Genomic DNA, 22,669 nt, shown 5'->3' on the forward strand with positions numbered 1-22,669 from the left:
CCGGGGTCCCCGGACCGGCAGGGCCAAACTTAGCGTGAACGGCCTTCTACGTCACGCATTCCGGCACTATATCCCTGATCCCATCCGGATAAAGGCACGACAAAGTGCCGCGCGCGCAAGATTGATCGAAAAGGCGTGAAATCATGAAGCTTCCAGGGCCCGACCACCCCATCACCATTACCCAAAATCCCCGACGCGTCCGCGTCACGGCCGGCGACATCGTGATCGCCGAGACCAGCAAGGCACTGATCTTGAAGGAGGCGAAATATCCGGCGGTGCAATATGTGCCGCGGGAGGACGCCAACATGGCGCTGCTGGAGCGCACCGACCGCGTCACCCATTGCCCCTACAAAGGGGACGCGAGCTATTACAGCGTCAAGGCCGACGGCAAGACGCTCGACAACGCGATCTGGACCTACGAGACGCCCTTCCCCGCGATGACGGAGATTTCCGGCCATCTCGCCTTCTATCCGGACAAGGTGAAGATCGAGGAAGTGGGGTAGGCTCATCGCGCCGGGGGCGATCGCAGGTCGCTTCCTCTCAGTCGACACAAGGCTCAAGATGCCGCGCAAAGCCGCAAGACTGATTGGGGTCTCGTTGCTGGGCGTGGCCGGTATCCTCATCGTGGTGGCCGCCGCCGGACTGGGTTTTCGCGCCTATCGCCAGCATCTTGCTGCCGAAACCCTCGCGATCCGCTCACCAAAGGGCGTGCAGGAGGGAGGGTTCGTCGACATCGGCGGAATCAAGCAATGGATTCAAATCCGCGGCGAGGATCGGGATAACCCGGTCCTCCTGTTCGTCCACGGCGGGCCCGGAGGCTCCAGCTGGCCAATGTCGTCGGGTTGGCGCCCCTGGGAGAAGCACTTCACCATCGTGCAATGGGACCAGCGCGGCACCGGCCGCACGTATGGCGCCGCCGGAGACACGCTGGCGCCAACCATGACACTGGAGCGCATGACGCAGGATGGCGTCGAGCTGGCCGAGCATCTGCGCACGCATCTGCACAAGGACAGGATCGTCCTGGTCGGGCATTCGTGGGGCTCGTTCCTGGGAATTCACATGGTGAAGCAACGCCCGGATCTGTTCTCGGCCTATGTCGGCACGGGTCAGGTGGTTGGCAGGACGACCTTCGAGAAGGCATTCGAGCTCACGATCGCGCGCCTGCAACGGCTTGCGGCATCCGCCAACAATCCCGAAGCCATGGCGGAATTGGCGCCGATCGCTTCACAGCCGACCCTCACCCCGGAAAATCGCCTGATTGCGGACAAATGGAGCAACGCGCTGGGTCTGCCGCCCGCCGGTGGCTTCCAGCTCGCCGGCCCCATCCCGCCGCTCTTCATGCCGGATGTGTCGCTGCTCGACTTGTACAACTGGCGCAAGGGCGTCGCCTTCTCGGCCAAATATCTGACCGGACGGAACGGGCCGATGTTTCAGAGCGACATGGCCTCGATGGGATTCAGATCTTCGATCCCCATGTTCTTCATTGAGGGCGACGCGGACGGCGTGACGCCGGGCGAGCCCGCCGAGCAATATTTCAAGGAGATCACGGCCCCGCATAAGGAGTTTGTGTGGGTTCGCGGCGGCGATCATTTCATTCCGTTCGATCGTCCTGATGAATTCCTGGCCGAGCTGATGGCCCGCGTCATGCCATTCGCAGGCAATTGAGGGCCGGCGCGCCGGCCCTCCGATTCGGCAGCCCGGCTACGCCCTGAAGATCGTGAGCCCCAGTATCAGCAGCACCAGGAAGATCACGACGAAGATATAGAACAGGAAGCGAGCGACATCGGCCGAGGCGGCCGAGAGGCCGGTGAAGCCGAGCACGCCGGCCACGATCGAGACCAGGAGAAAGATCAGCGCCCATTTCAGGATCGTCATAACCAACTCCGACTAAAATGCCGCACGTGCGGCCCTCAACCCATTCGCGAACGCTAACTTCGCTGCACGGAACTGGTTCCTGAGGGCGCTCCGCGGGAAAGGCGCGGCACAAACTGCGCTTGCTGAATCCGGTTCCCGGCGGCACAGTCCAGCCAGGGCAGGAGCGCAATCGGGGCGACCATGATGACGATGTCACATTCCGCGACGATCGGCGCGGAGGCGCACGCCGCGCCGAAAGCCAAGACGCGCAATCTGTCGCTCGATCGGACCCGCACCTTCCTCACGCTGGTGGTGCTGCTGCACCACGCCGTCATTCCCTACACCTATTTCGGTCACACCGACCCGGCGTCCTGGATCGGCTTCGACGTCGTCGTGCTCTGCACCGACAGCTTCTTCATGGCGATGTTCTTCTTCCTGTCGGGACTGTTCACGTGGTCCGGCATCGCGCGCAAGGCGCCACAGGTTTTCCTGCGCGACCGCCTGTTGCGGCTCGGGCTGCCGTTCGCGATCGCGGCCTTCACGGTCATCCCGATCGCCTATTACGCGATCGCGCTGCGGCACGATCCCGAGCTGACCTTCGCTTCGTTCTGGTGGAAGACGATCACCGTCGGGCCGTGGCCGAGCGGGCCGATCTGGTTCGTGTGGGTGCTGCTGGCGTTCGACCTGACCGCGAGCCTGCTCTACCGGGTCTCAACCCACCTGGTCGATCCGGTCAACCGCGTTTCGGTGCGCGGATTTGACCAGCCGGCCGTGTTCTGGCTGCTGCTCGCCGTCGTCACCGCCGTCGTCTACGTGCCCGCGCTGGTCCATTTCGGGGCCAACAAATGGTTCGAGTTCGGACCGTTTTCGGTGCAGGCGAGCCGCGTCCTGCTCTACTTCGCCTATTTCTTCATTGGCGTCAGCGTCGGTGCCGCCAACTTCGATCGCGGCATCCTCAGCGCCGAGGGCCAGTTGCCGAAGAACCGATGGATGTGGGTGATCGCCACGCTGGTGCCCTACTGCCTGATGTGGTGCATGATCTACATCAAGCGCGCAATCCTCGGGAATCCCAACGTGCTGCCGGACTGGTATCAGGCGATCTACGGCACCTTCGTCGTGCTGTTCTCGGCCGCGATCCTGCTCGCGATCCTCGCCTTCTTCCTGCACCAGAAGTCGCCGGGGCCGAACCTGCTCGACCGCATGCAGGCGGACGCCTACGGCATGTTCCTGGTGCACTACCCGATCGCGCTGTGGATCCAGTATGTGCTTTACGACTATTCGTGGCCTGCGATCTTCAAGGCCGCGATCGGATTCGTGCTCACAGTGTTGCTGAGCTGGGGACTGACGGCAATGTTGCGGAAGATTCCGGGCGCGTCACACGTGTTGTGAGGCCAAGGCCTCTCCACCCGTCATTGCGAGCGTAGCGAAGCAATCCAGAGTCTCTCCGCGGAGACAGTCTGGATTGCTTCGCCGCTTTGCTCCTCGCAAGGACGGAGTGTGTGGCGGCGCCTTACGCCGCCTTCCCGCTCATATACTCCGGCAGCCAGCGCTCGAACGATTTCCGCAGGCTATCGATCGACACTGGCGCCTCGCCCGCGATCGCGATCGCATCGCCGCCGGTGGTGCCGATGCGCACGCAGGGCACCTCGCAGCCGCGCATCTTGGCCAGCACGCGGCCGGCTTCCGCTTCCGGCACGGTGACGAGATAGCGCGCCTGGTCCTCGCCGAACCAATAGGCCTGCGAGACGAGCGACGTCGGCGCCGCCAGCAGTTTTGCGCCGATGCCGCTGGCCATTGCCATTTCGGCGAGCGCGATCAGGAGGCCACCGTCGGAGAGATCGTGCACCGCGGTCGCGGTGCCCGCATGGATCATGCCGCGCACGCAATCGCCGTTGCGCTTTTCGGCCGCGAGGTCGACCGGCGGCGGCGCGCCCTCCTCGCGACCGCAGATGTCGCGCAGGTAGACCGACTGGCCGAGCCAGCCGTGGGTTTCGCCGACCAGGAGGATCGCCTCGCCCTCGGCCTTGAAGGCCAGCGAAGCGGACTTGGTGAAATCGTCGAGCAGGCCGACGCCGCCGATCGAGGGCGTCGGCAGGATCGCGCGGCCGTTGGTCTCGTTGTAGAGCGAGACGTTGCCGGACACGACCGGGAAGTCCAGCGTGCGGCAGGCTTCCGAGATGCCCTTCAGGCAGCCGACAAACTGGCCCATGATCTCGGGCCGTTCAGGATTGCCGAAATTGAGATTATCGGTGATCGCGAGCGGCTTGCCGCCGACCGCGGTGATGTTGCGCCAGGCTTCCGCCACCGCCTGCTTGCCGCCCTCGAACGGGTCAGCTTCGCAATAGCGCGGCGTGACGTCGACGGTCAGCGCCAGACCCTTCGGCCCGTCCTGCACGCGCACCACGGCGGCGTCGCCGCCGGGACGCTGCAAGGTGTTGCCGAGGATGACGTGGTCGTATTGCTCCCAGACCCAGCGCTTGCTGCACATGTCGGGCGTGCCGATCAGTTTCTCCAGCGCGGCACCGACGCCCATCGGCGCCGGCACCTCGCGCGCGTGCACCACAGGCAGCGCGGCGGAGGGAACGTGCGGACGGTCGTAGAGCGGCGCCTCGTCACCGAGCTCCTTGATCGGCAGGTCGGCCATGACGTCGCCGCCATGCTTAACGACGAAACGCTTGCTCGGCGTGGTGTAGCCGACGACCGCAAAGTCGAGGCCCCACTTCTTGAAGATGGCCTCGGCTTCCTTTTCCTTCTCGGGCTTGAGCACCATGAGCATGCGCTCCTGGCTTTCCGAGAGCATCATCTCGTAGGCGCTCATGCCGGTCTCGCGCGTCGGCACCGCGTCGAGATCGAGGTCGACGCCGAGGTCGCCCTTGGCGCCCATCTCGACCGCCGAGCAGGTCAGGCCCGCCGCGCCCATGTCCTGGATCGCGATGACGCAGCCCTTCTCCATAATCTCGAGGCAGGCCTCGAGCAGCAGTTTTTCGGCGAAGGGATCGCCGACCTGCACGGTCGGGCGCTTCTCCTCGGACTTGTCGTCGAACTCCGCCGAGGCCATCGAGGCACCGTGAATGCCATCGCGGCCGGTCTTGGAGCCGAGATAGACGATCGGCATGTTCACGCCGGAGGCGGCCGCATAGAAGATCTTGTCGGCATCGGCGAGGCCGACCGCCATTGCGTTGACGAGGATGTTGCCGTCATAGCGGGTGTGAAAGCGCACCTGGCCGCCGACCGTCGGCACGCCGAAGGAATTGCCATAGCCGCCGACGCCGGCCACTACGCCGGAGACGAGATGCCGGGTCCTGGCATGCTCGGGCGCGCCGAAGCTCAGCGCATTGAGGCAGGCGATGGGCCGCGCGCCCATGGTGAAGACGTCGCGCAGAATGCCACCGACGCCGGTGGTCGCACCCTGGTAGGGCTCGATGTAGCTCGGGTGGTTGTGGCTCTCCATCTTGAAGACCACGGCCTGGCCGTCGCCGATGTCGATCACGCCGGCATTCTCGCCGGGGCCCTGGATCACCCAGGGTGCCTTGGTCGGCAGGCCGCGCAGATGGATGCGCGAGGATTTGTACGAGCAGTGCTCGTTCCACATCGCCGAGAAGATGCCGAGCTCTGTGAAGGTCGGCTCCCGCCCGATCAGCTTCAGGATGCGCTCGTACTCGTCGGGCTTGAGCCCGTGGGCGGCAACCAGTTCGGGGGTGATCTTGGGTTCGTTCTTCATGGATTCGGGGCTTTCGGCGGCGTTTTGCCGTTCTTAGGAAGATCGGGGGCCTACGAAAAGCCCTTTATGGCCCATTTTCCCGCTGTCCCACGTTTTGCGGGCAGGCGGTCGGCGGGAACGGGAATTGCAAGGCGCTGACGGATCGGATTTAAGGACTAAAGACCCGTAATTGAAGGCCCATTTCCTTGCACGAATTGACCAAAGTCCCCTCCACCCGCCGCCCGGACCTGCACGTCGCCACCGATGGCGAGTTCACGGGCTGGCGGACCTGGATTCGCGACAGTTTTGAGAGCCATATCGGCCCGTTCTGGCACAAAATCGAAGACGACGGCAGCGTCCGCTCGGCCTTCCGGGTCGAGAAAAAGCACCTCAACGGCTCCGGAAACGTCCATGGCGGCTGCTTCATGGCGTTCGCCGACTATTGCCTGTTCGCGATCGCCACCCACGAGCTGGATGGCCCGGCCGTGACGACGAATTTCGCCTGCGACTTCCTCGACGCAGCCCGCGAGGGCGAGCTGGTCGAATGCGTCGGCGAAGTGTCCCGCGCCGGCGGTTCGCTGATCTTCCTGCGGGGCAAGCTGACCTCGGCCGGGCGGCCGCTGTTCACCTTCTCCGGCACGATCAAGCGGGTGAAGCGGAAGCCGGCACTCCAGCCAAACGCATAGCTCGACGCCTTCCCTTTTCGCGCCCCCTCGCCCAGACTTGTTGAAAGCGCTTTTGCGCGGGGGAGCAAGAACAAGGTGCCGCAGAGCACATCCGGATCGGGCCACACAACGCCCTCCGCGTCAGCGCCATTGCCATCCATGACCGCCGTCGGCGCCCGCAACTGGCGCGACTATGCGCTGCTGTTCGCGCTCGCCTGCTGCTGGAGCTCGACCTATCCGCTGGCCAAGCTCGCGCTTCCCACGATCCCGCCCATCACCTTCATCTCGGCGCGCTCGCTGATCGCGTTCGCCTTCCTGTTTGCCATCCTGTGGATGCGCGGCGTCAAGCTGCCGACCGACGTGAAGGCCTGGAAGCTGTTTGCGACCCAGCAGCTGATCAATTCGACCTTCCCGTTCCTGATCATCACCTGGTCGCAACAATATGTACCGGCCTCGAACACGGTGGTGCTGGCCTCGACGACGCCGATTTTCGCCTTCCTGATCACGTCGCTGATCACACGGCACGAGCCGGCAACGCTTTTGAAGCTCGCGGGCGCGATCCTGGGTCTCGCCGGCACCATCGCCATCGTCGGTCTCGACGCGCTGCGCGGCTTCGGCAGCGAGATCGTGGCGGAGATCGCGATCCTGCTCGCCACCATCTCCTTTGCCTGCGCGACGATCTTTGGCCTGCGGCTCTCCGAATACGATCCGATGGTGGTGGCGACCGGCTCGCTGCTGTTCGGCGGCCTCGTGCTGCTGCCGCCCGCGCTGATCATCGACCAGCCCTGGACGCTGCACCCGACGCCGACGGCGATCGTCGCCACCATCGTCATGGGCATCGTCTCCAGCGCGCTGGGATTGATGCTGTTCTACGTCTGCCTCGGCCGGCTCGGCACGCTGACCACGAACGCACAAGGCTATCTGCGCATTCCGATCGGCGTCGGATTGTCCGTGCTGCTGCTCGGCGAGAGCGTGCCGTCGAACCTCGCGCTGGGACTTCTGCTGGTCATGGCCGGCGTCGCCGCGATGACGGTGCCGGCGGAACGGCTGAAGCTGCGCAAGGCATGATCCGGAAAGTGCGCAGCAGTTTTCCGATAAGATCATGCTCAAACAATAAGACCGCTCAGGTCGAAATCTGCTTCTCGGCGATCGAGAGCCAATCGGCCTGGGCGTCGCGCAGATATTTGGGCGCGCGCCGCATCTGGATCAGGAGCTCGTTGAAGACCACGCGCGCCTCGGCGCTGCGGCCGACCATCTGGAGCAGCATGCCGTAGCGCACCCGCGCCTCGGCGCCGGGGAAATAGCCGGCGACGGCGTGATATTCCTCCAGCGCCTCGTCGAGCCGGCCGACCTCGGCGAGCGCGCGGGCGTAGAGCAGATGCGCGTCGGCGGAATCGAAGTCCGGCCATTGCTTCTGAAGATCGTCCAGCGTCGCCAGCGCATCGGCCGGACGCTTGGCGGAAAACTCGGCCTGCGCCTTGCCGAAGGCATAAGCGGGGTCGTGCCCCATCGGCAGGCTCAGGATGTGACCGTAATGCTGCTCGGCCTCGCTGAAGCGGCCGACCTTTGCGCATTCCTCGGCCAGCGCCGCACGGTTGGCGATGGTGTCGGTGGCCGCCAGCCGGTCGCACAGCTCGCGATAGCGCTTCTCCGGATCGAGCCGATTGGCAACGCGCTGACGCGCCTGTCGCGCACCGGGGCTGGAAAACCATTCAGGAACGAGCTCGACCGCGATGTAGGCGAGCGCGCCGATCAGCGGCACCATCAGGATGATGAAGGCCCAGGGCTGCAACCGCCCGGTTCGCGACGCGTGGTAAATCAGTGTGATATCGAGCAGCAGAACGACCAAAGCGACGGGCATGTGACATCCGGGAGCACAACGACAGCGCACGCTTCCCGATATCGCAACTCGCGCGGCGAAACAACTTTGAGTTGCTTCCATCCGCGCGGAAATCAGCGACCCCGGACGCGCGCGCCTTGATGGCGACGAGGAGTCAGTCGTCTCAAACGCGATTGAGGTTCATGAGACAGCAAGCCCAAAACCGCCATGACTTGCTGTGCCTTGGGCGGCTGCTACTTGGCGTCGTCCGCCAGCATCTTCCGGTATTTCTCGACGTCGCGCGTCACGAGTTGCTGGAGCAGCTCGGGCGTATGCTCGTTGTCATCAGGCGCAACGGTCGACAGGTCGGCAAAACGCTTCTTCACCGCGTCGGTCTCGACAGCCGTGCGCGCGGCGGCATTCAACTTGGCGATGACGGCCTGCGGCGTGCCCTTGGGTGCGAACAGGCCATTCCAGCCCTGCGCCTCGAAGTCGGGCAGGCCCGCCTCGGCAGACGTCGGCAGATCGGGCAGCGTGGCCAGCCGCACGGTCGAGCCGACCACGAGGCCCCTCACCAGCTTCTCGTTGATCGACTGCGAGACGGAGGCCGCAGCATCGCAGACGCCGTCGATCTGGCTGCCGATCGCATCCGTCAGCGCGGGCGATGCGCCGCGATAGCCGACCAGCGTCGCGTCGATGCCGGCGGCCGTGACAAAACTCTTGCAGATGAGGTAGTTCGACGAGCCGACGCCGGCATGGCCGAGATTGATCTTGCCCGGGTTGGCCTTGGCGTAGGCGACGAACTCCTTCAGGTCCTTCGCCGGGAAATCCTTGCGCAGCGCGATGATACCGAACGTCTTCGCGACCATGGCGATCGGCACGAAGGATTCAGGCGTGAACGGCAGTTTTGGATAGATCGTGTAGGTCGCGGCATTGGTGCCGGCATTGCCGATCGCGATGGTGTAGCCGTCAGGCTCGGCGCGGGAGGCGCGCGCCAGTGCGGTCGAGCCGCCGGCGCCGGCGACGTTCTCGATCACGATGGTCTGGCCGAGTGCGATGCCCATCTGCTCGGCGACCGTGCGCGCGATCACGTCCGACGTGCCGCCGGCCGCGAACGGCACGATCATCGTGATCGGGCGCTTGGGGAAATCCTGCGCGAAGGCGGCGGTCGCGAGCGAAAATGTCGCGAGCGACAGCGCCGCGATCGCGGCGAGAGCCCGCTTCCCTACGAACGCGATCACGCGGCCTTTTCCAGATGGGCAGTGAGGCCGGCGAACAGGCCGCGGCCATCGGTGCAGCCCATGATGTCTTCGACGTGGTTCTCCGGGTGCGGCATCATGCCGAGCACGTTGCCCCTGTCGTTGACGATTCCGGCGATGGATTGCGCCGCGCCGTTGATGTTATGGGCCTCGTCAACCACGCCGTCGGCCGAGCAGTAGCGATAGAGCACCCGCCCCTCGCCTTCGAGCCGCTTGATGGTCTCTTCGTCCGCCTCGTAATTGCCCTCGCCATGTGCCACCGGCACGCGGATCACCTGGCCCGCATTGTAGCCGCGGGTGAACGGCGTGTCGGAACGCTCGACGCGCAGATGCACGTCGTGACAGATGAATTTCAGCCGTGCGTTGCGCATCAGGACGCCGGGCAGCAGGCCGGACTCGCAGAGGATCTGAAAACCATTGCAGACGCCGAGCACGAGACCGCCCTTGGCCGCATAGTCGCGCACCGCGTCCATCACCGGCGAACGCGCCGCAATCGCGCCGCAGCGCAGATAGTCGCCGTAGGAGAAGCCGCCGGGCACCACGACGAGGTCGGTGCCCGCGGGCAGCGACGTCTCGGCGTGCCAGACCATCGCGGGCTCGCTGCCGGAGATCAGCCTCAATGCGCGCGCCATGTCGCGCTCGCGGTTGATTCCGGGAAAGACGAGGATGGCGGCTTTCATTGTTCGGGTTCCGACGGTGATGGGAATCGGGCTGGCCAAAGAGGGCCAAAATCGTGAAGAGACATAGCCATTTGACGGGGATTTTACCAGTGCTAGCCTTGCCGGGCGGCCTTGTACACAGGCCATAGCCACGGCACTTTTGCCTGACGATCTTGCCCGGGATTGAAGCCATGAACGTCCCGTCGCTGCCCGCCTCCCCCTCCGAACCGGTGTCCACTCAGGGCGTCATCGCTGCCGGCGCCTATGTCGATGGCCGGCGTATCGCCAATATCGCCATCAGCGAGGCTTCGAGCTGGCGGGCCAAGCCCGGCCACGTGGTCTGGATCGGGCTGCACGAGCCTGACATGGCGCTGCTCGGCGCCGTGCAGAAGCAGTTCGACCTGCACGACCTTGCCATCGAGGACGCCAACAACGCCCATCAGCGGCCGAAGATCGAGCAATATGGCGAGGCCCTGTTCATCGTGGCGCGGACGGCGCAACTGCTCGAGGGCCGGATCGCCTTCGGCGAGACGCACATCTTCGTCGGCGAAGGCTATCTGGTCTCGGTGCGCCATGGCGCCTCGACATCCTACACGCCGGTGCGCGAACGCTGCGAAAGCTGCCCGCGGGCGCTGGCGCGCGGCGAGGACTACATCCTCTACGCCATCCTCGATTTCATCGTCGACAACTACTCGCCCGTGCTGGAGAGCATCCACGAGGAGGTCGAGGGCATCGAGGACGACGTGCTCTCCAAGCCGATCAGCAAGGCACAGATCGAGCGGCTCTACATGCTGCGCCGCGACCTGTTGCGGCTCAGGACCGCGATCGGCCCGCTGGTGGAAGTCTGCCGCCGCCTCGAGCATGACGAGCTTGCGATGGTGCGTGCGACGATGCAGCCGCTGTTCCGCGACGTCACCGACCACGTCAGGAACATCCAGGAGCGCATCGATTCCATGCGCGAGGTGCTGGCCTTCGCCTTCGAGGCGAGCCTGCTGGTCGGACAGGCGCAGGAGACCGCGGTCTCCAAGAAGCTCGCCTCGTGGCTGGCGATCCTCGCCGTGCCCACCGCAGTCGCAGGCATCTACGGGATGAACTTCAAGTACATCCCCGAGCTGCAATGGGAGTACAGCTATTTCGTCGTCATGGGGATGATGGTGCTCGCCTGCCTCGCATTGTACTGGCGCTTCCACCGCGTCGGATGGCTGTGAAGCGCCGCGCGGGTTAGACGATCTCGACGCGATAGTTCTCGATCACGGTGTTCGCCAAGAGCTTGTCGGCCGCCTCCTTCAGCGCCGCTTCGGCCTTGGCCTTGTCGGCGCCGGCAAGCTCGATGTCGAACACCTTGCCCTGGCGGACGCTGGCGACGCCGTCGACGCCGAGCGACTTCAGCGCGCCTTCGATGGCCTTGCCCTGCGGATCGAGGATGCCCGTTTTCAGGGTAACGGTAACACGTGCCTTCACGTCAAATCCCTCTTAGCTCTTCACCAGCACCGGGCCAGTGCCCTGCGGACGCTCATTCTCCATGAGGATGCCGAGGCGTTTTGCGACTTCGGTGTAGGCCTCGAGCAGGCCGCCGAGGTCCCTGCGGAAACGGTCCTTGTCGAGCTTCTCGTTCGACTTGATGTCCCACAGACGGCAGCTGTCCGGCGAGATCTCGTCGGCGACGATGATCCGCATCATCTCGTTCTCGAACAGCCGGCCGCACTCCATCTTGAAGTCGACGAGGCGGATGCCGTTGCCGAGGAAGAGGCCGGTGAGGAAGTCGTTGACACGGATGGCGAGCGCCATGATGTCGTCGATCTCCTGCGGCGTGGCCCAGCCGAAGGCGGTGATGTGCTCTTCCGACACCATGGGGTCGTTGAGCTGGTCGTTCTTGTAGTAGAATTCGATGATCGAACGGGGCAGCTGCGTGCCCTCCTCGATGCCGAGGCGCTGCGACAGCGAGCCGGCGGCAACGTTCCGCACCACCACTTCCAGCGGCACGATCTCGACCTCGCGAATCAACTGCTCGCGCATGTTGAGGCGGCGGATGAAATGGGTCGGCACCCCGATGTCGTTGAGGTGCTGAAACAGGTACTCCGAGATCCGGTTGTTGAGGACACCCTTGCCCTCGATCACCTGATGCTTTTTCGCATTGAACGCGGTGGCGTCATCCTTGAAGTGCTGGATCAGGGTACCGGGCTCCGGGCCTTCGTAAAGAACCTTTGCCTTGCCTTCATAAATACGACGCCGACGGCTCATGGGGATGTACCGTGTTTTGTTGAAATCCATGTATTTGGTGTGCTCCGGTTACCAGGTTACGACCCACAGCGGAGCTGCCGTGAACGGCTGGGAACCCGTCTATAACCCCTTGGAAACAGAACGGGAACCAAGCCTTCAGGCAACCTATCCGATTGGCTGTCCCAGCACAATCGATCCGGCCGCCCGGCATCAACTTATACCGTCTTGCCTGCGGCTTAACGGCTCGTTGTTTTGCCGATTCGTGCCCCCTATCTAGGCATGCGCCGGGGCCGTCGCAACGACGGCCACCGGATCCAGTCAGCAGGGAATTGGAAAAGCATGAGCAGTTTGGACAAGCGCGAGGAAGGCTTCGAGAAGAAATTCGCCCTCGACGAGGAGCAGAAATTCAAGGCGGAAGCCCGCCGCAACCGGTTGCTCGGCCTGTGGGCCGCCGAGAAGCTCGGCATCACCGGCGAGGCCGCCACCGCCTACGCCAAGGAAGTGGTCGCGGCCGATTTCGAGGAGGCCGGCGACGCCGACGTCCTGCGCAAGGTCATGGCCGATTTCGCCGCCAAGAACGTCGCCATCACCGAACAGGCGATTCGCGCCAAGATGAGCGAATTGATCGCCGTGGCCGCGGCCGAGGTGAAGGCGGGCAAATAGGCGAATAGGGAGCGGCGAGTAGCGAATGAACCCCATTCGCTACTCGCGATTCGCCATTCGCGTCCCTCACCCCTCCTTGAAGCCGTATTCCGGCACATTGCCGCTGGCGCCGTAATATTTGTACGGCAGAAACTTGCCGCTCATGGTGATCTTGACGCGGTCGCCCTTCGAGTTGGCAACGCGTTCCATGGCCATGTCGAAGTCGATCGCCGACATGATGCCGTCGCCGAATTCCTCCTCGATCAGCGCCTTCCACGCCGGACCGTTGACCATCACCATCTCGTAGAAGCGATAGATCAGGGGATCGGTCGGCGGCATCGGCGTGCCGGTGCCGCGCATCGGCACCTCGTTGAGCATCGCGGTCTCGGCCTTCGACAGGCCGAACAGCTCGCCGGCATTGGCGGCCTGCGGTTTCGTCAGCTTCATCTGGCCGAGAATCGCACCGACGATCAGCACCTCGGAATAGCCACCGACCTTGTCGCAGATGTGTTTCCAGCTCCAGCCGTTCTCGCGCTTGATGTCGAGCAGCTTTTCGGTGAGGTCTTCGCGTTTCATGTCAGGGTCTCCCTTGGCCAGGCATCGTGTCACGTCGTTTGTGCCGCTTTGGGAGGCACGAAACGTGCCAATAAATGAGGCTTGAGGCGTCACCGCCTCGACCTCCCCTCACGCGGTAAAGCCTCCGTGAACCGCTTGATCGCCTCCAGCACCGGCTGCTGATCGCCGGCAAAGAACCAATGGTCATTGCCGTCGAGCTCGACGAACTCTGCACCGGTGATCCGGCTCGCGATGTCTCGCCCGGCCGCGATCCGCACGGCCTTGTCGTCCCGCCGATGCAGCACCAGCGTCGGCACCGCAATCCGCGCCAGAAGGTGTCGCACGTCGGCGTCGCGAAAGGCCTCGAGCACGGCGGAGATTCCGCCGGGACTGGACGCCGCGCGCAACAGCCCCGCCCACCAGGCGCGCGCCTGCGGATCATTGGCCAGGCTCGGCGCGAAGGCTTCGATCCCGACCGGGCCGCCCCATTGCGCAATCAGGTGCTTGCTCCAGGCGTCATACTGGCTGGCGCGCAGCGCGTGCGGATAGTCCTCTGACCAGCATCCCTTGGCCAGTGCGCCGAACAGAATGAGCCCGGCCACATGGCGGGTTTCCTCGACCGCAAATTTGATGCAGGCCGGCCCGCATTCGGATGCGCCAAACAGCACGACGCGGCGCGAGTCCGCCGCCCGCAGCACCGTGCCGATATCTTCCGCGGTGACATCGATGCCGGGGGCCGATCCGACCCGGTCGGACAGCCCGATGCCGCGGCGATCGAAAACGATCAGCCGCCCGAGCCTCATCAGTGAAGCCAGAAACGTCCGGCTCGCCGGATGCTCCCAGGCGCGCTCCACATGCGACACGAAGCCAGGCATGACCAGGATGTCGAGCGGACCGCTGCCATAGGTCTGATAGGCCAGATGCACGCCGGCGCCCTTCACATAGCGTGTCGCAGGAAGAGCATCGCGCAGCAGCGCGGCCGCGCGGCTCATGAGCGCCTCGGTCTCGGCTTCCGGCGCAACGCCAAGCTCGTCGCGCAGCCGCTGCGCCAGTGCGGCGTGATGCCGTTCCGCCGCGCTTCGGTCGCCGGCCAGCAGCAGGCTGCGGATCAGATGCCGGCCATACACCTCGCTGAGCGGATCGAGTTCGACCAGACGGCCCGCATGCAGTGTCGCGGCGAGATGATCGCCCGCGGCATTCCTGTCCTGCACCAGACGCTCGAGCGCCTGCACGAGCCGCCCCCGCAGCGCCTCGCGGCGAAAGAACGCCCAATCGTCGAACTCAGGACAGTCGTCCGGAGAAAAGCCCGCCAGGAAGTCGCCGCGATAGATCCGGCAGGCCTCTTCAAACGCACCGCGATCGCAGGCGCGCTCGAACAGATGCGAGTCGATCTTCAGCTCGACCTCCGGAGACCAACGCAAGCTTGTGCGGTCGGTCTCGAAAACCGCCTGGCCGAGCGTGAGCTCGACGCGGTGAAGCAGACGCCGCAATCGCGCAAGGCCGGTCTCGCGGGACGTCTCGGGCCATAGCAGCGTGGCAATGACGTCGCGCGCGACGGGGCCTTTGGCTTCCGCGAGATAGACCAGCAGCGCTAGCCCCTTGCGTAAGGCCAGCTTGATCGGGCGGTCGTCGGCATGGACCTCGGGGAACCCGAACGTGACAAGCGAAAAGGCCGTCATGGAGATCCTCCCTCCCCGGTCGGCGCCCCCGGGGGACGCGCAGGGGACGGTCCAGCGATAGCAGTCAGGCCAGATCGAGCCCGCTCGCCAGCGAGCGGTTCAGGCTCCTGAATGCGGCACCGCCGCCATCGGCACAATAGGAAAAACCATGTTCGCGCGCCTCGCAATCCTGCTCTACGCCATCGTGAGCTACGCCGTCTTCACGGCTTCATTCCTCTACGCGCTCGGTTTCGTCGGCAATTATGTCGTGCCCAAGTCAATCGACACGTCGATCGACGTCGGCGCGCCTGCGAATTTGGGTGAGGCCATCGTCGTCAACCTGCTGCTGATGAGCCTGTTTGCCATCCAGCACAGCGTCATGGCACGCCCGGCCTTCAAACGCTGGTCGGCCAAATTTCTTCCAGTGGCCTGCCAGCGCAGCACCTATGTGCTGCTCTCCAGCCTGATCCTCCTGCTGCTGTTCTGGCAGTGGCGTCCGATCCCGACGCCGATCTGGCAGGCCAGCGGCATTACGGCGTGGCTCCTGACCGGCGTGCATTGGCTCGGCTGGCTGATCGCGTTCGCCTCGACCTATATGATCGATCATTTCGATCTGTTCGGCCTGCGCCAGGCTCTCGTCGCGTTGCGCGGAGCCGAGATATCAGGTCAATCCTTCCGGGCGCCGCTGCTCTACAAGATCGTGCGGCATCCGCTCATGCTGGGCTTTCTGCTCGCGTTCTGGGCGACGCCCGAGATGACCGCCGGCCATCTGCTGTTCGCGATCGCGAACACGGCCTACATCCTGGTCGCCCTGCAGTTCGAGGAGCGGGACCTGATCGCGGAGTTCGGCGCGACGTATCAGGACTATCGCCGGCGCGTTCCGATGCTGTTGCCGCGCATTTTCGGAGCGCCCCGATGAAAGCGGTTCTGTGCAATTCGTTCACTGGCCCTGCGGATCTGCGCCTCGGTGAGATCGCTACGCCGCGGCCCGCCGGCGACGAGATTCTCATCGACGTCCACGCGGCATCCGTGAGCTTCATGGACCAGTTGCTGGTCTCGGGCCTCTATCAGATGCGGCCGCCGACGCCCTTCGTACCCGGCACCGAAGCTTCCGGCGTCGTCGTCGTGGTCGGCGACAAGGTCACGATGTTCGCACCCGGCGATCGCGTGGCCTGCAGTGCCTGGACCGGCGGCTACGCCGAACGGATGATCGCGAAGGAATCGAAGAGCGTGCGGCTGCCTGATGGCGTCGCGTTCGAAGCCGGGGCGACGGTGCTGCACAATTACGGCACGGCGTATTATGCGCTGGTCGAGCGGGCACGGGCGCAACGCGGGGAAACGCTGTTCGTCACCGGCGCGGCCGGCGGGGTTGGCCTTGCCGCCGTCGACCTCGGCCGTCATCTCGGCCTGCGCGTCGTCGCCGGCGTCGGCTCCGACGACAAGGCCGCCCTGGTGCGCGGTTACGGCGCCAGCGAGGTCATCAACTATCGCAGCGAGGACCTGCGCAACCGGATCAAGTCGATCACATCGGGAGACGGCATCGATATCGGCTTCGACAATGTCGGCGGCGCGATTTTCGAGCAGATGGCCCGATCGATGAAGTGGGGCGGACGGCTGATGCCGATCGGCTTCACCAGCGGCGAGATTCCACAGATCCCGATGAACCTGCCTCTCCTGAAAAATTACGCCATCATCGGCGTCTTTGTCGGCGCCTGGGCGGAGAAATTCTCCGCGGAAGCCGCGCGCATGAATGATACGCTGATGCAATTGCTGGCCGACGGAAAGATCCGCCCGCACATCGATCGCGTCCTCCCTTTGGAGGAGGCTGGCGACGCCATGCGCGCCGTCGCCAATCGCACGGTTCAGGGACGAATTGTCCTCAAGATCAGGTAGACTGCGCCCGACGAGGAAGAGAGGACAGAACCGATGACCGAGATCATCATCGACAAGCGCTTTTGCGGTCCTCCGAACTCCGGGAATGGCGGCTATGTCTGCGGCCGGCTGGCCCGCCACATTTCCGGCGGCGCCGAGGTGACGCTGCGCGCCCCGCCTCCTCTGGACAAATCCCTCGATGCGGCCGCGACCGCCGACGGCACATGGGAGCTTCGCGACGGCGCCAAAGTCGTCGCGACCGGGCGCGCGACGAGCGTCGAGCTTGCGCGCGTGGAGACAGCCAGCTTGCAGGAAGCACGCGCGGCCGAATTGCTGGCGCTGTTCAAGCCGCACGAGCATCCGCTGCCGAACTGTTTCGTCTGCGGTCCCGCAAGAGCGAAAGGCGACGGCCTGCGCATCTTCGCCGGCCCGCTCGGACGTCACAACGCCGTTCTCGCGGCGAGTTGGACGCCGGACTCGAATCTGGCCGCCGAGGACGGCCTGGTTGCGCCAGAATTTCTCTGGTCGGCGCTCGATTGTCCCACCGGCTTTGCCTGCAATTGCGATCAGCAGAGCGCGACCTTCGACAAGACGCCACTGCTGCTGGGCCGGATGTCGGCACGGATCAAAGCCCGGCCGCGCCCCGGAGACCGCTGCGTCATCACGGCTTGGCCAGCCGGCCGCGACGGCCGCAAGCGCATGGCCGAGGCCGCGCTCCACGATGAAGCCGGGGGACTGCTGGCCGTGGCGCGCACGACATGGATTGCGGTGGAGCGCGACGTGCAGCTCGGGCGATAGATGCGTAGGGTGGATTAGCGGAGCGTAATCCACCACTTTGGTCGCGGCACGAGAAGAGGTGGATTACGCCTTCGGCTAATCCACCCTACGAGGCTCTGCCTGACAGCAGCTAGCGGCGCAGTCGTAACAAGCCGAGCTCGACGTCGGCGGCCTGCTTCTCGACAAAGGCCTTCGGGCAATCGGCTGCCGCTAGGTCGAACAGCTTCAACGCCTCTTCCTTGGAGCCTCCCTGCAGTGCGCGCTCTGCAAGATAGAAATTCGCCTCGCAGACCTGCGCCTTCTTCTTCGTGGGGTCGGCATCGTCCGCGGCGCTAAGCACTTGCTCCGGCGTCATCTTGCCGAGGAAGAGATTGACGATCGGCGCGGGCCATTTCGTCGCGTCGAGCTGCTTTGCCGCCTCGCTCAGCTGGCTCGGTTGGTCACTGCGCTTTGCGACAATTTCGCGCCATAAGACCGGATAGGCATCCTTTGGATTAAGCTGGATCGCCTGATCGAGGTCGGTCAACGATTTGGCGAGCGAAGCCATCTGCCAATAGACCCTCGCGCGATGAAAGTGGACGCGCGCATCCTTCGCATCGAGTTGCACGGCTTGATCGTAGTCCGCGATGGCACGGTCGAAGTCCCCCTTGGTTTTGTACGCGTTGCCGCGAGCCGATATTGCTTCCTTGTCCCTGGGATTGAGGCGGATCGCCTCATCATAGTCCGCGATCGCGCGGTCGAAGTCCCCGTTCGCGGCGTAGGCCCCTCCCCGAGCGCGGAGCGCAATGCCATCCCCTGAAGCGAGTGCAATCGACTGACCATCGGCCGACGACGCATAAGCGGGATCGTCGGCTTGACCTTGAAGCTGAGCCTTCCGATCGCCAGAGCCCCTTTGATCCTGATGTGCCAGCTGCATTGCCTGGGTGTAGTCGGCAACGGCACGGTCATGATCGTCGTTTCGAGCATTGACGATGCCGCGGCAGAAGTAGCCCGATGGGCTTCGTGGGTTCAGCTCGATGATCTGGTCATAGTCGGCGATAGCGCGGTCGAGTTCGCCCAGCTGAAAAAAGGATTCGGCCCGGAAGTAGTAGAGATACTCGTTCTTTGGCTTGATCTGCATTGTTTGATCGAGTTCGGCCAATGCGCGCGCCCTGTCACCCTTGGCGAAGTAAACCCGGCCGCGGCACAGCTGGCCCATGCCGGTTTGCGGGCCGATCTCGACCACTCGGTTACAGTCGGCCATAGCACGACCCAGGTCCCCATTGCGGATGTAGATGAGGCCTCGGTCGACATGCGCATTGACGTTATCTGGATGGATCAGGAGAGCCTGATCATAGTCGGCGATGGCGCGGACGAAGTCGCGTCTCCCCAGGTAGACTTGCGCGCGCCCTATGTAGGCGTAGGTACTTTTGGGATCGAGCTCGATGACTTTGGTGTAATCAGACAGCGCGGCTGCAGGCTCTCGCTTTCGGAGATGCGCAAAAGCCCTCTTGAGTCGGGCGGGCAGATTGTCTGGATAGCGCTCGATGATCCGGTCGTAATCGGCGATCTCAAGGTCGATCTCGCCTTTCTGGCGGTAGAACATGGCGCGGCGGATGTGTGCCATGACCACGCCTTGCTGCATGACCGGCGCCGCCTCGATCAAGGCGGTACAGCCCGCGATCCGGTCATCGACACTGAAATTTCCGACCGCGTTGCACTTGGCGGACAAGGGCATTTCCGCGCGGGCACTTGATATTTCGAGCACGGTCGCCAGCGCCAACGCACTCACACCTGCTGCCGCGCCAACGAGTGCGCGGCTTGTCATTCCAAACATACAGTCCCAACTCAATTCCCGGGAACTGTCATAACAACCGATTGCGCGTCTGCACAGCCCTTGGTTGCAGAATTTGAAAGCGGCGCTTCACTTGGCCGAAAGCTTAGGGCCTGGTCGCGAGTGCCGTAGGGTGGGCAAAAGGCGCGAAGCGCCGTGCTCATCACTCCAATCTCAGCTCCGTTGAGCGACATGGTGGGCACGCTTCCGCCTGCGCTCTTCGAGCTACGGCGGACAAGTCGCTTTGCCCTCCCTACCTCTAATCACGCAACACATCCGTCGCCGCACCTTCGGCCTGCACCAATCCGCATTCTCCTGCACGCCCGCGGCCGCGCTTGCGACGGTTTACCTTGCGTCAAGCACGCCCGGCAATCGATGGCTGTCTTAAAAGGCTTGTTAGGAGCGGTCATCGTTGTTGGCGCCCGGAATACGGGGACGCTCTGCAATGCAATCGGACGAGGGACTCTACAGTGCGCCACGCTGGCGCCTGACACGCTGGCTCGCCGAGCCGGGGCTAGGTGTTCCCGACGACATCCGCGCCGCGCTCATTGTCCAGCTCTATGGATCGCTGCCGGTTTTTGCTGCCGGCGCCGTCAACACCATTGCCGTCGCCGCCGTGATCGCTGGCCGCAAGCAGACTGCACCATTCATTGTCTGGCTGGTCATGGAGATCGCGATCTGCCTGGCCCGCCTCGCCGTGCTCGTCAGCGCGCATCGCAGGGCGCGTGCCCACTGCCCGACGCCGACCGACCTTCATCTCCTGCTCGCGGTCGCCTGGAGCGCCAGCGTTGGATTTGGCGTCGTTGCCAGCCTGGCCAGCGGGGACTGGGTCGTCGCCATGCTGGCCTCGCTCTCGGCGGCGGCGATGGTCGGCGGCATCTGCTTCCGCAATTTCGGCGCGCCGCGGCTGGCCGGGACCATGATCCTGCTGAGCCTCGGTCCCATTATCCCCGGCGCTGCGTTCGCCGGCGAGCCGCTGCTCTACATCGTCTACCTCCAGGTGCCGATGTATCTGGCCGCGATGACGGCCGCCGCCTTCCGCCTCAACCGGATGCTGATCACCACCATGCGCGCCGAACGCGAGAACAGCCATCGCGCGCATCATGATGCACTCACGGGGCTGCTCAATCGCGCGGGCTTCGTCGAGGCACTCGGCGCCAGACTTGGAGCCCACGCCGAACGACGGTTCGCTGTGATGTTCTTCGATCTCGACGACTTCAAACCGGTCAACGACACGTTCGGACACGCGGCGGGCGACGAGGTGCTGAAAGCGGTGGCCGGGCGCGTGCGCCGGGCGCTGCCGGACGGCGCCGTGGTCGCCCGGATGGGCGGCGACGAGTTCGTCGTGCTCGTCGACGGCGTCACCGCCGAAATGGCCCAAGAGGCGGGATACCGCCTCATCAGCGAGGTTGCCGTCTCCTATGAGCTCGGCGGCGAGGTGCGCGCCGGTGTCGGCGCCAGCGTCGGCATTGCGATGTCGCCGGATCATGGCGCCGAAGTCGAGGAATTGCTCGCGGTCGCCGATGCAGCACTTTACGAGGCGAAGTCAGGCGGCAAATCGCGTTGCTGCCTGGCCTCGGTCGAGACCAACCTCGCCGCGTTACGTCGCCTCCAGCAGAGCGGCCCGAAAGCCCCGGTCGCAAGCGCCGCCTGACGCAGTACGACTAACGCACCCCACAAGCGCGATCTCGTAGGGTGGGCAAAGCGAAGCGTGCCCACCATCGCGCTCGAAGGCAAAATGGTGGGCACGGCGCTACGCGCCTTTGCCCACCCTACGAGAGCTCCGGCCTACGCGCTTGGCTCGATCATCCCCTGCAACCGCACCAGCTCCGCCTCGAGATCGCGCTCGACGTCCGCGGCGCGGATCTCCAGCACGCGATAGTCGCGCGCCTCCAGCCACGTCCGCCGGCCCGCACGATCGGTGGCGATGGTCTCGCCCTCGCCAGGGTTCACCAGCTCGATCGCGATCCGGTGCGGGAACGAGACGAAATCGGGAATGTGCCGGCCGACCGGGGTCTGGCGCTTGAACCCTCCTGCGAAGCGGCGGTCGCGGGTCAGGGCCTGCCAGAGCAGGCGCTCGGCGTCGGTCGGGTTGCGGCGGAGCAGGCGGGCGAGCCCGCGCACCGTCGAGCCGCTGTCGGGCACGCCGCCGCCCTGGCCGTGCTCGGCCAGCAGCGCGCGCAGGCGCGTGGCCTGCTCGCCGTCGAGCACGCCGCCCTTGGCCGGGCCCTTGCGCCCTTCCGCGATCGCCATCACCACACCATGCAGGGTGTGCATGTCCTGCTTGGTCGGCTCCATCCGGCTGAAGATGTTGCGCAGGTTGACCAGCATGGTGTCGCGCTTCTCGGCCGGGCGCAGGAATTCGACCCGGTCGAGCTCGCGGATGAGGTTGTCGAAGAAGGCCTGCATCTGGTGCTGCGAGGCGCGCTCGGAGCGCTCGGGCATGCTGTGTGGTAGCTCGCCTGACGTTGCCCGCTTGAACCATTCATAGCCGACCAGCAGCACGGCCTGGGCGAGGTTGAGCGAGGCAAAGCCCGGATTGACCGGGAAGGTGATGATGCGGTTGGAGAGGCCGACCTCCTCGTTGGTCAGCCCCCAGCGCTCGCGGCCGAACAGGATGCCGGCCTTGCCCCCGGTCGCGACGTGACCCGAGATCTCAGCCGCGGCTGCCTCGGGCCCCACCACCGGCTTGGCCTGGTCATGGGGACGCGCCGTGGTGGCGAACAGCAGGTCGAGATCGGCGACCGCCTCGCCGACCGTGTCGAACAATTCGACCTTTTCCAGAATGTAGTCGGCACCGGCCGCGGCGCGCTGGGCGGCGATGTTGGGCCAGCCGTCGCGGGGATTGACGATGCGCAATCGGCTGAGCGCAAAATTACCCATGGCGCGCGCGGCCATGCCGATGTTTTCGCCAAGCTGCGGCTCGACCAGGATCACGATGGGACCGTCGAGGGAAAGGCCCGCCTTGCTCTTGTCAGTCCCCGACATCTCGCTTCGCTTTCACACTGGTTCTCAAGGCCTTGGCAAGGCGCTCTTCAGGAATTGATTCAAAGCCGGCCTGCCCCGATCCGTTGGGGCCGGCTGCCCGTTCGCCTGTCGTTTGCCTGTCCTGACGAAATTCTCAAGGGAAATAACGGGTTGGATTCGACTTTTGAATCTCTTCTGAAGCCTGAGGG

22 protein-coding genes are annotated in these 22,669 nt (G+C 64.5%); 11 read left to right on the forward strand and 11 right to left on the reverse strand.

All coding sequences use genetic code 11. The annotated features are described in order from the left end of the window. Positions 1-143: 143 nt before the first annotated feature. Both IVB46_RS03885 and IVB46_RS03890 read left to right on the forward strand, forming a co-directional pair. Complete coding sequence (locus tag IVB46_RS03885; protein WP_014494138.1) at positions 144-503, forward strand: DUF427 domain-containing protein; 360 nt, start codon at positions 144-146, stop codon at positions 501-503. Positions 504-561: 58 nt separating this feature from the next. After that, positions 562-1,665 (forward strand): alpha/beta hydrolase, encoded by a 1,104-nt coding sequence (locus IVB46_RS03890; protein WP_247309336.1) that lies wholly within the window; start codon positions 562-564, stop codon positions 1,663-1,665. Positions 1,666-1,701: 36 nt separating this feature from the next. Here IVB46_RS03890 and IVB46_RS03895 read toward each other — a convergent pair whose 3' ends face one another. Then, entirely contained in the window at positions 1,702-1,875 is a 174-nt protein-coding gene (locus IVB46_RS03895; RefSeq protein ID WP_028158427.1) for a DUF1328 domain-containing protein, read from the reverse strand. A gap of 180 nt (positions 1,876-2,055) precedes the next feature. On the opposite strand from IVB46_RS03895, the gene IVB46_RS03900 reads away from it, so the two are divergent. After that, positions 2,056-3,243, forward strand: a complete 1,188-nt coding sequence (locus tag IVB46_RS03900; RefSeq protein WP_247309334.1) for an acyltransferase — start codon at positions 2,056-2,058, stop codon at positions 3,241-3,243. A 121-nt stretch (positions 3,244-3,364) separates the two neighbouring features. Here the strand turns inward: IVB46_RS03900 and purL are convergent, their stop codons facing one another. Next, positions 3,365-5,575 (reverse strand): phosphoribosylformylglycinamidine synthase subunit PurL, encoded by a 2,211-nt coding sequence (purL, locus tag IVB46_RS03905; RefSeq protein ID WP_247309331.1) that lies wholly within the window; start codon positions 5,573-5,575, stop codon positions 3,365-3,367. Between the two features lie 185 nt (positions 5,576-5,760). Between purL and IVB46_RS03910 the strand changes: the two genes are divergently transcribed. Both IVB46_RS03910 and IVB46_RS03915 read left to right on the forward strand, forming a co-directional pair. Next, positions 5,761-6,240 carry a PaaI family thioesterase gene (locus tag IVB46_RS03910; protein ID WP_028147494.1) on the forward strand — a complete coding sequence of 160 codons (480 nt, stop codon included), beginning with the start codon at positions 5,761-5,763 and terminating at the stop codon, positions 6,238-6,240. 75 nt (positions 6,241-6,315) lie between these two features. Continuing rightward, the gene (locus IVB46_RS03915) at positions 6,316-7,287 is read left to right on the forward strand and encodes a DMT family transporter (RefSeq protein ID WP_247309330.1); all 972 of its coding nucleotides are present in this window, start codon (positions 6,316-6,318) and stop codon (positions 7,285-7,287) included. A gap of 55 nt (positions 7,288-7,342) precedes the next feature. On the opposite strand, the gene IVB46_RS03920 is transcribed toward IVB46_RS03915, so the two are convergent. The 3 genes from IVB46_RS03920 to purQ all read right to left on the reverse strand — a co-directional run bounded on the left by IVB46_RS03920 (position 7,343) and on the right by purQ (position 9,977). Then, positions 7,343-8,080: a tetratricopeptide repeat protein gene (locus IVB46_RS03920; protein ID WP_063982362.1), complete on the reverse strand. Its 738-nt coding sequence runs from the start codon at positions 8,078-8,080 to the stop codon at positions 7,343-7,345. A 212-nt stretch (positions 8,081-8,292) separates the two neighbouring features. Beyond that, entirely contained in the window at positions 8,293-9,279 is a 987-nt protein-coding gene (locus tag IVB46_RS03925) for a tripartite tricarboxylate transporter substrate binding protein BugD (RefSeq protein ID WP_063982361.1), read from the reverse strand. Continuing rightward, complete coding sequence (gene purQ, locus IVB46_RS03930) at positions 9,276-9,977, reverse strand: phosphoribosylformylglycinamidine synthase subunit PurQ (protein WP_135215410.1); 702 nt, start codon at positions 9,975-9,977, stop codon at positions 9,276-9,278. The genes IVB46_RS03925 and purQ overlap by 4 nt, the downstream gene beginning before the upstream one ends. Before the next feature lie 170 nt (positions 9,978-10,147). Between purQ and IVB46_RS03935 the strand changes: the two genes are divergently transcribed. Continuing rightward, a complete protein-coding gene (locus IVB46_RS03935; protein ID WP_247309329.1) occupies positions 10,148-11,164 on the forward strand; it encodes a magnesium and cobalt transport protein CorA in 1,017 nt (338 codons plus the stop codon). A 13-nt stretch (positions 11,165-11,177) separates the two neighbouring features. Here IVB46_RS03935 and purS read toward each other — a convergent pair whose 3' ends face one another. Together purS and purC are read right to left on the reverse strand one after the other, a co-directional pair. Continuing rightward, positions 11,178-11,417 (reverse strand): phosphoribosylformylglycinamidine synthase subunit PurS, encoded by a 240-nt coding sequence (gene purS / locus IVB46_RS03940; RefSeq protein ID WP_014494125.1) that lies wholly within the window; start codon positions 11,415-11,417, stop codon positions 11,178-11,180. Positions 11,418-11,429: 12 nt separating this feature from the next. Then, the gene (purC, locus tag IVB46_RS03945) at positions 11,430-12,197 is read right to left on the reverse strand and encodes a phosphoribosylaminoimidazolesuccinocarboxamide synthase (RefSeq protein WP_247342003.1); all 768 of its coding nucleotides are present in this window, start codon (positions 12,195-12,197) and stop codon (positions 11,430-11,432) included. A 318-nt stretch (positions 12,198-12,515) separates the two neighbouring features. On the opposite strand from purC, the gene IVB46_RS03950 reads away from it, so the two are divergent. Continuing rightward, positions 12,516-12,839: a DUF1476 domain-containing protein gene (locus tag IVB46_RS03950; RefSeq protein WP_014494124.1), complete on the forward strand. Its 324-nt coding sequence runs from the start codon at positions 12,516-12,518 to the stop codon at positions 12,837-12,839. Positions 12,840-12,905: 66 nt separating this feature from the next. Here the strand turns inward: IVB46_RS03950 and cynS are convergent, their stop codons facing one another. Continuing rightward, complete coding sequence (gene cynS / locus IVB46_RS03955; RefSeq protein ID WP_247342006.1) at positions 12,906-13,394, reverse strand: cyanase; 489 nt, start codon at positions 13,392-13,394, stop codon at positions 12,906-12,908. Between the two features lie 89 nt (positions 13,395-13,483). Beyond that, positions 13,484-15,052, reverse strand: coding sequence for an alpha/beta fold hydrolase (locus IVB46_RS03960; protein ID WP_247309327.1), 1,569 nt, complete (start codon positions 15,050-15,052; stop codon positions 13,484-13,486). A gap of 148 nt (positions 15,053-15,200) precedes the next feature. Between IVB46_RS03960 and mddA the strand changes: the two genes are divergently transcribed. The 3 genes from mddA to IVB46_RS03975 are packed head-to-tail and all read left to right on the forward strand — an operon-like array spanning position 15,201 to position 17,701. Next, a complete protein-coding gene (gene mddA / locus IVB46_RS03965; protein WP_247309326.1) occupies positions 15,201-15,950 on the forward strand; it encodes a methanethiol S-methyltransferase in 750 nt (249 codons plus the stop codon). After that, a complete protein-coding gene (locus IVB46_RS03970) occupies positions 15,947-16,924 on the forward strand; it encodes an NADPH:quinone oxidoreductase family protein (protein WP_247309325.1) in 978 nt (325 codons plus the stop codon). Before mddA ends, IVB46_RS03970 begins: the two co-directional genes overlap by 4 nt. Positions 16,925-16,957: 33 nt before the next feature. Then, positions 16,958-17,701, forward strand: a complete 744-nt coding sequence (locus tag IVB46_RS03975; protein ID WP_247342009.1) for a hypothetical protein — start codon at positions 16,958-16,960, stop codon at positions 17,699-17,701. A 109-nt stretch (positions 17,702-17,810) separates the two neighbouring features. Here the strand turns inward: IVB46_RS03975 and IVB46_RS03980 are convergent, their stop codons facing one another. Next, positions 17,811-19,451 carry a tetratricopeptide repeat protein gene (locus tag IVB46_RS03980; RefSeq protein WP_247309604.1) on the reverse strand — a complete coding sequence of 547 codons (1,641 nt, stop codon included), beginning with the start codon at positions 19,449-19,451 and terminating at the stop codon, positions 17,811-17,813. Positions 19,452-19,938: 487 nt separating this feature from the next. Between IVB46_RS03980 and IVB46_RS03985 the strand changes: the two genes are divergently transcribed. After that, a complete protein-coding gene (locus tag IVB46_RS03985) occupies positions 19,939-21,147 on the forward strand; it encodes a GGDEF domain-containing protein (protein WP_247309323.1) in 1,209 nt (402 codons plus the stop codon). A gap of 134 nt (positions 21,148-21,281) precedes the next feature. Here the strand turns inward: IVB46_RS03985 and IVB46_RS03990 are convergent, their stop codons facing one another. Continuing rightward, positions 21,282-22,481, reverse strand: a complete 1,200-nt coding sequence (locus IVB46_RS03990) for a TrmJ/YjtD family RNA methyltransferase (RefSeq protein WP_247309322.1) — start codon at positions 22,479-22,481, stop codon at positions 21,282-21,284. Positions 22,482-22,669 lie beyond the last annotated feature (188 nt).

The sequence above is a fragment of the Bradyrhizobium sp. 61 genome (genome assembly GCF_023073075.1).
Taxonomy (GTDB): Bacteria; Pseudomonadota; Alphaproteobacteria; order Rhizobiales; family Xanthobacteraceae; genus Bradyrhizobium; species Bradyrhizobium barranii.

Bases quoted from the DNA above. Each gene is read 5' to 3' on its own strand.
- IVB46_RS03885 (WP_014494138.1), top strand. From the start codon at position 144: ATGAAGCTTCCAGGGCCCGACCACCCCATCACCATTACCCAAAATCCC.
- IVB46_RS03890 (WP_247309336.1), top strand. From the start codon at position 562: ATGCCGCGCAAAGCCGCAAGACTGATTGGGGTCTCGTTGCTGGGCGTG.
- IVB46_RS03895 (WP_028158427.1), bottom strand. From the start codon at position 1,875: ATGACGATCCTGAAATGGGCGCTGATCTTTCTCCTGGTCTCGATCGTG.
- IVB46_RS03900 (WP_247309334.1), top strand. From the start codon at position 2,056: ATGATGACGATGTCACATTCCGCGACGATCGGCGCGGAGGCGCACGCC.
- purL (WP_247309331.1), bottom strand. From the start codon at position 5,575: ATGAAGAACGAACCCAAGATCACCCCCGAACTGGTTGCCGCCCACGGG.
- IVB46_RS03920 (WP_063982362.1), bottom strand. From the start codon at position 8,080: ATGCCCGTCGCTTTGGTCGTTCTGCTGCTCGATATCACACTGATTTAC.
- purQ (WP_135215410.1), bottom strand. From the start codon at position 9,977: ATGAAAGCCGCCATCCTCGTCTTTCCCGGAATCAACCGCGAGCGCGAC.
- IVB46_RS03935 (WP_247309329.1), top strand. From the start codon at position 10,148: ATGAACGTCCCGTCGCTGCCCGCCTCCCCCTCCGAACCGGTGTCCACT.
- purC (WP_247342003.1), bottom strand. From the start codon at position 12,197: ATGAGCCGTCGGCGTCGTATTTATGAAGGCAAGGCAAAGGTTCTTTAC.
- IVB46_RS03950 (WP_014494124.1), top strand. From the start codon at position 12,516: ATGAGCAGTTTGGACAAGCGCGAGGAAGGCTTCGAGAAGAAATTCGCC.
- cynS (WP_247342006.1), bottom strand. From the start codon at position 13,394: ATGAAACGCGAAGACCTCACCGAAAAGCTGCTCGACATCAAGCGCGAG.
- IVB46_RS03960 (WP_247309327.1), bottom strand. From the start codon at position 15,052: ATGACGGCCTTTTCGCTTGTCACGTTCGGGTTCCCCGAGGTCCATGCC.
- mddA (WP_247309326.1), top strand. From the start codon at position 15,201: ATGTTCGCGCGCCTCGCAATCCTGCTCTACGCCATCGTGAGCTACGCC.
- IVB46_RS03970 (WP_247309325.1), top strand. From the start codon at position 15,947: ATGAAAGCGGTTCTGTGCAATTCGTTCACTGGCCCTGCGGATCTGCGC.
- IVB46_RS03975 (WP_247342009.1), top strand. From the start codon at position 16,958: ATGACCGAGATCATCATCGACAAGCGCTTTTGCGGTCCTCCGAACTCC.
- IVB46_RS03985 (WP_247309323.1), top strand. From the start codon at position 19,939: ATGCAATCGGACGAGGGACTCTACAGTGCGCCACGCTGGCGCCTGACA.
- IVB46_RS03990 (WP_247309322.1), bottom strand. From the start codon at position 22,481: ATGTCGGGGACTGACAAGAGCAAGGCGGGCCTTTCCCTCGACGGTCCC.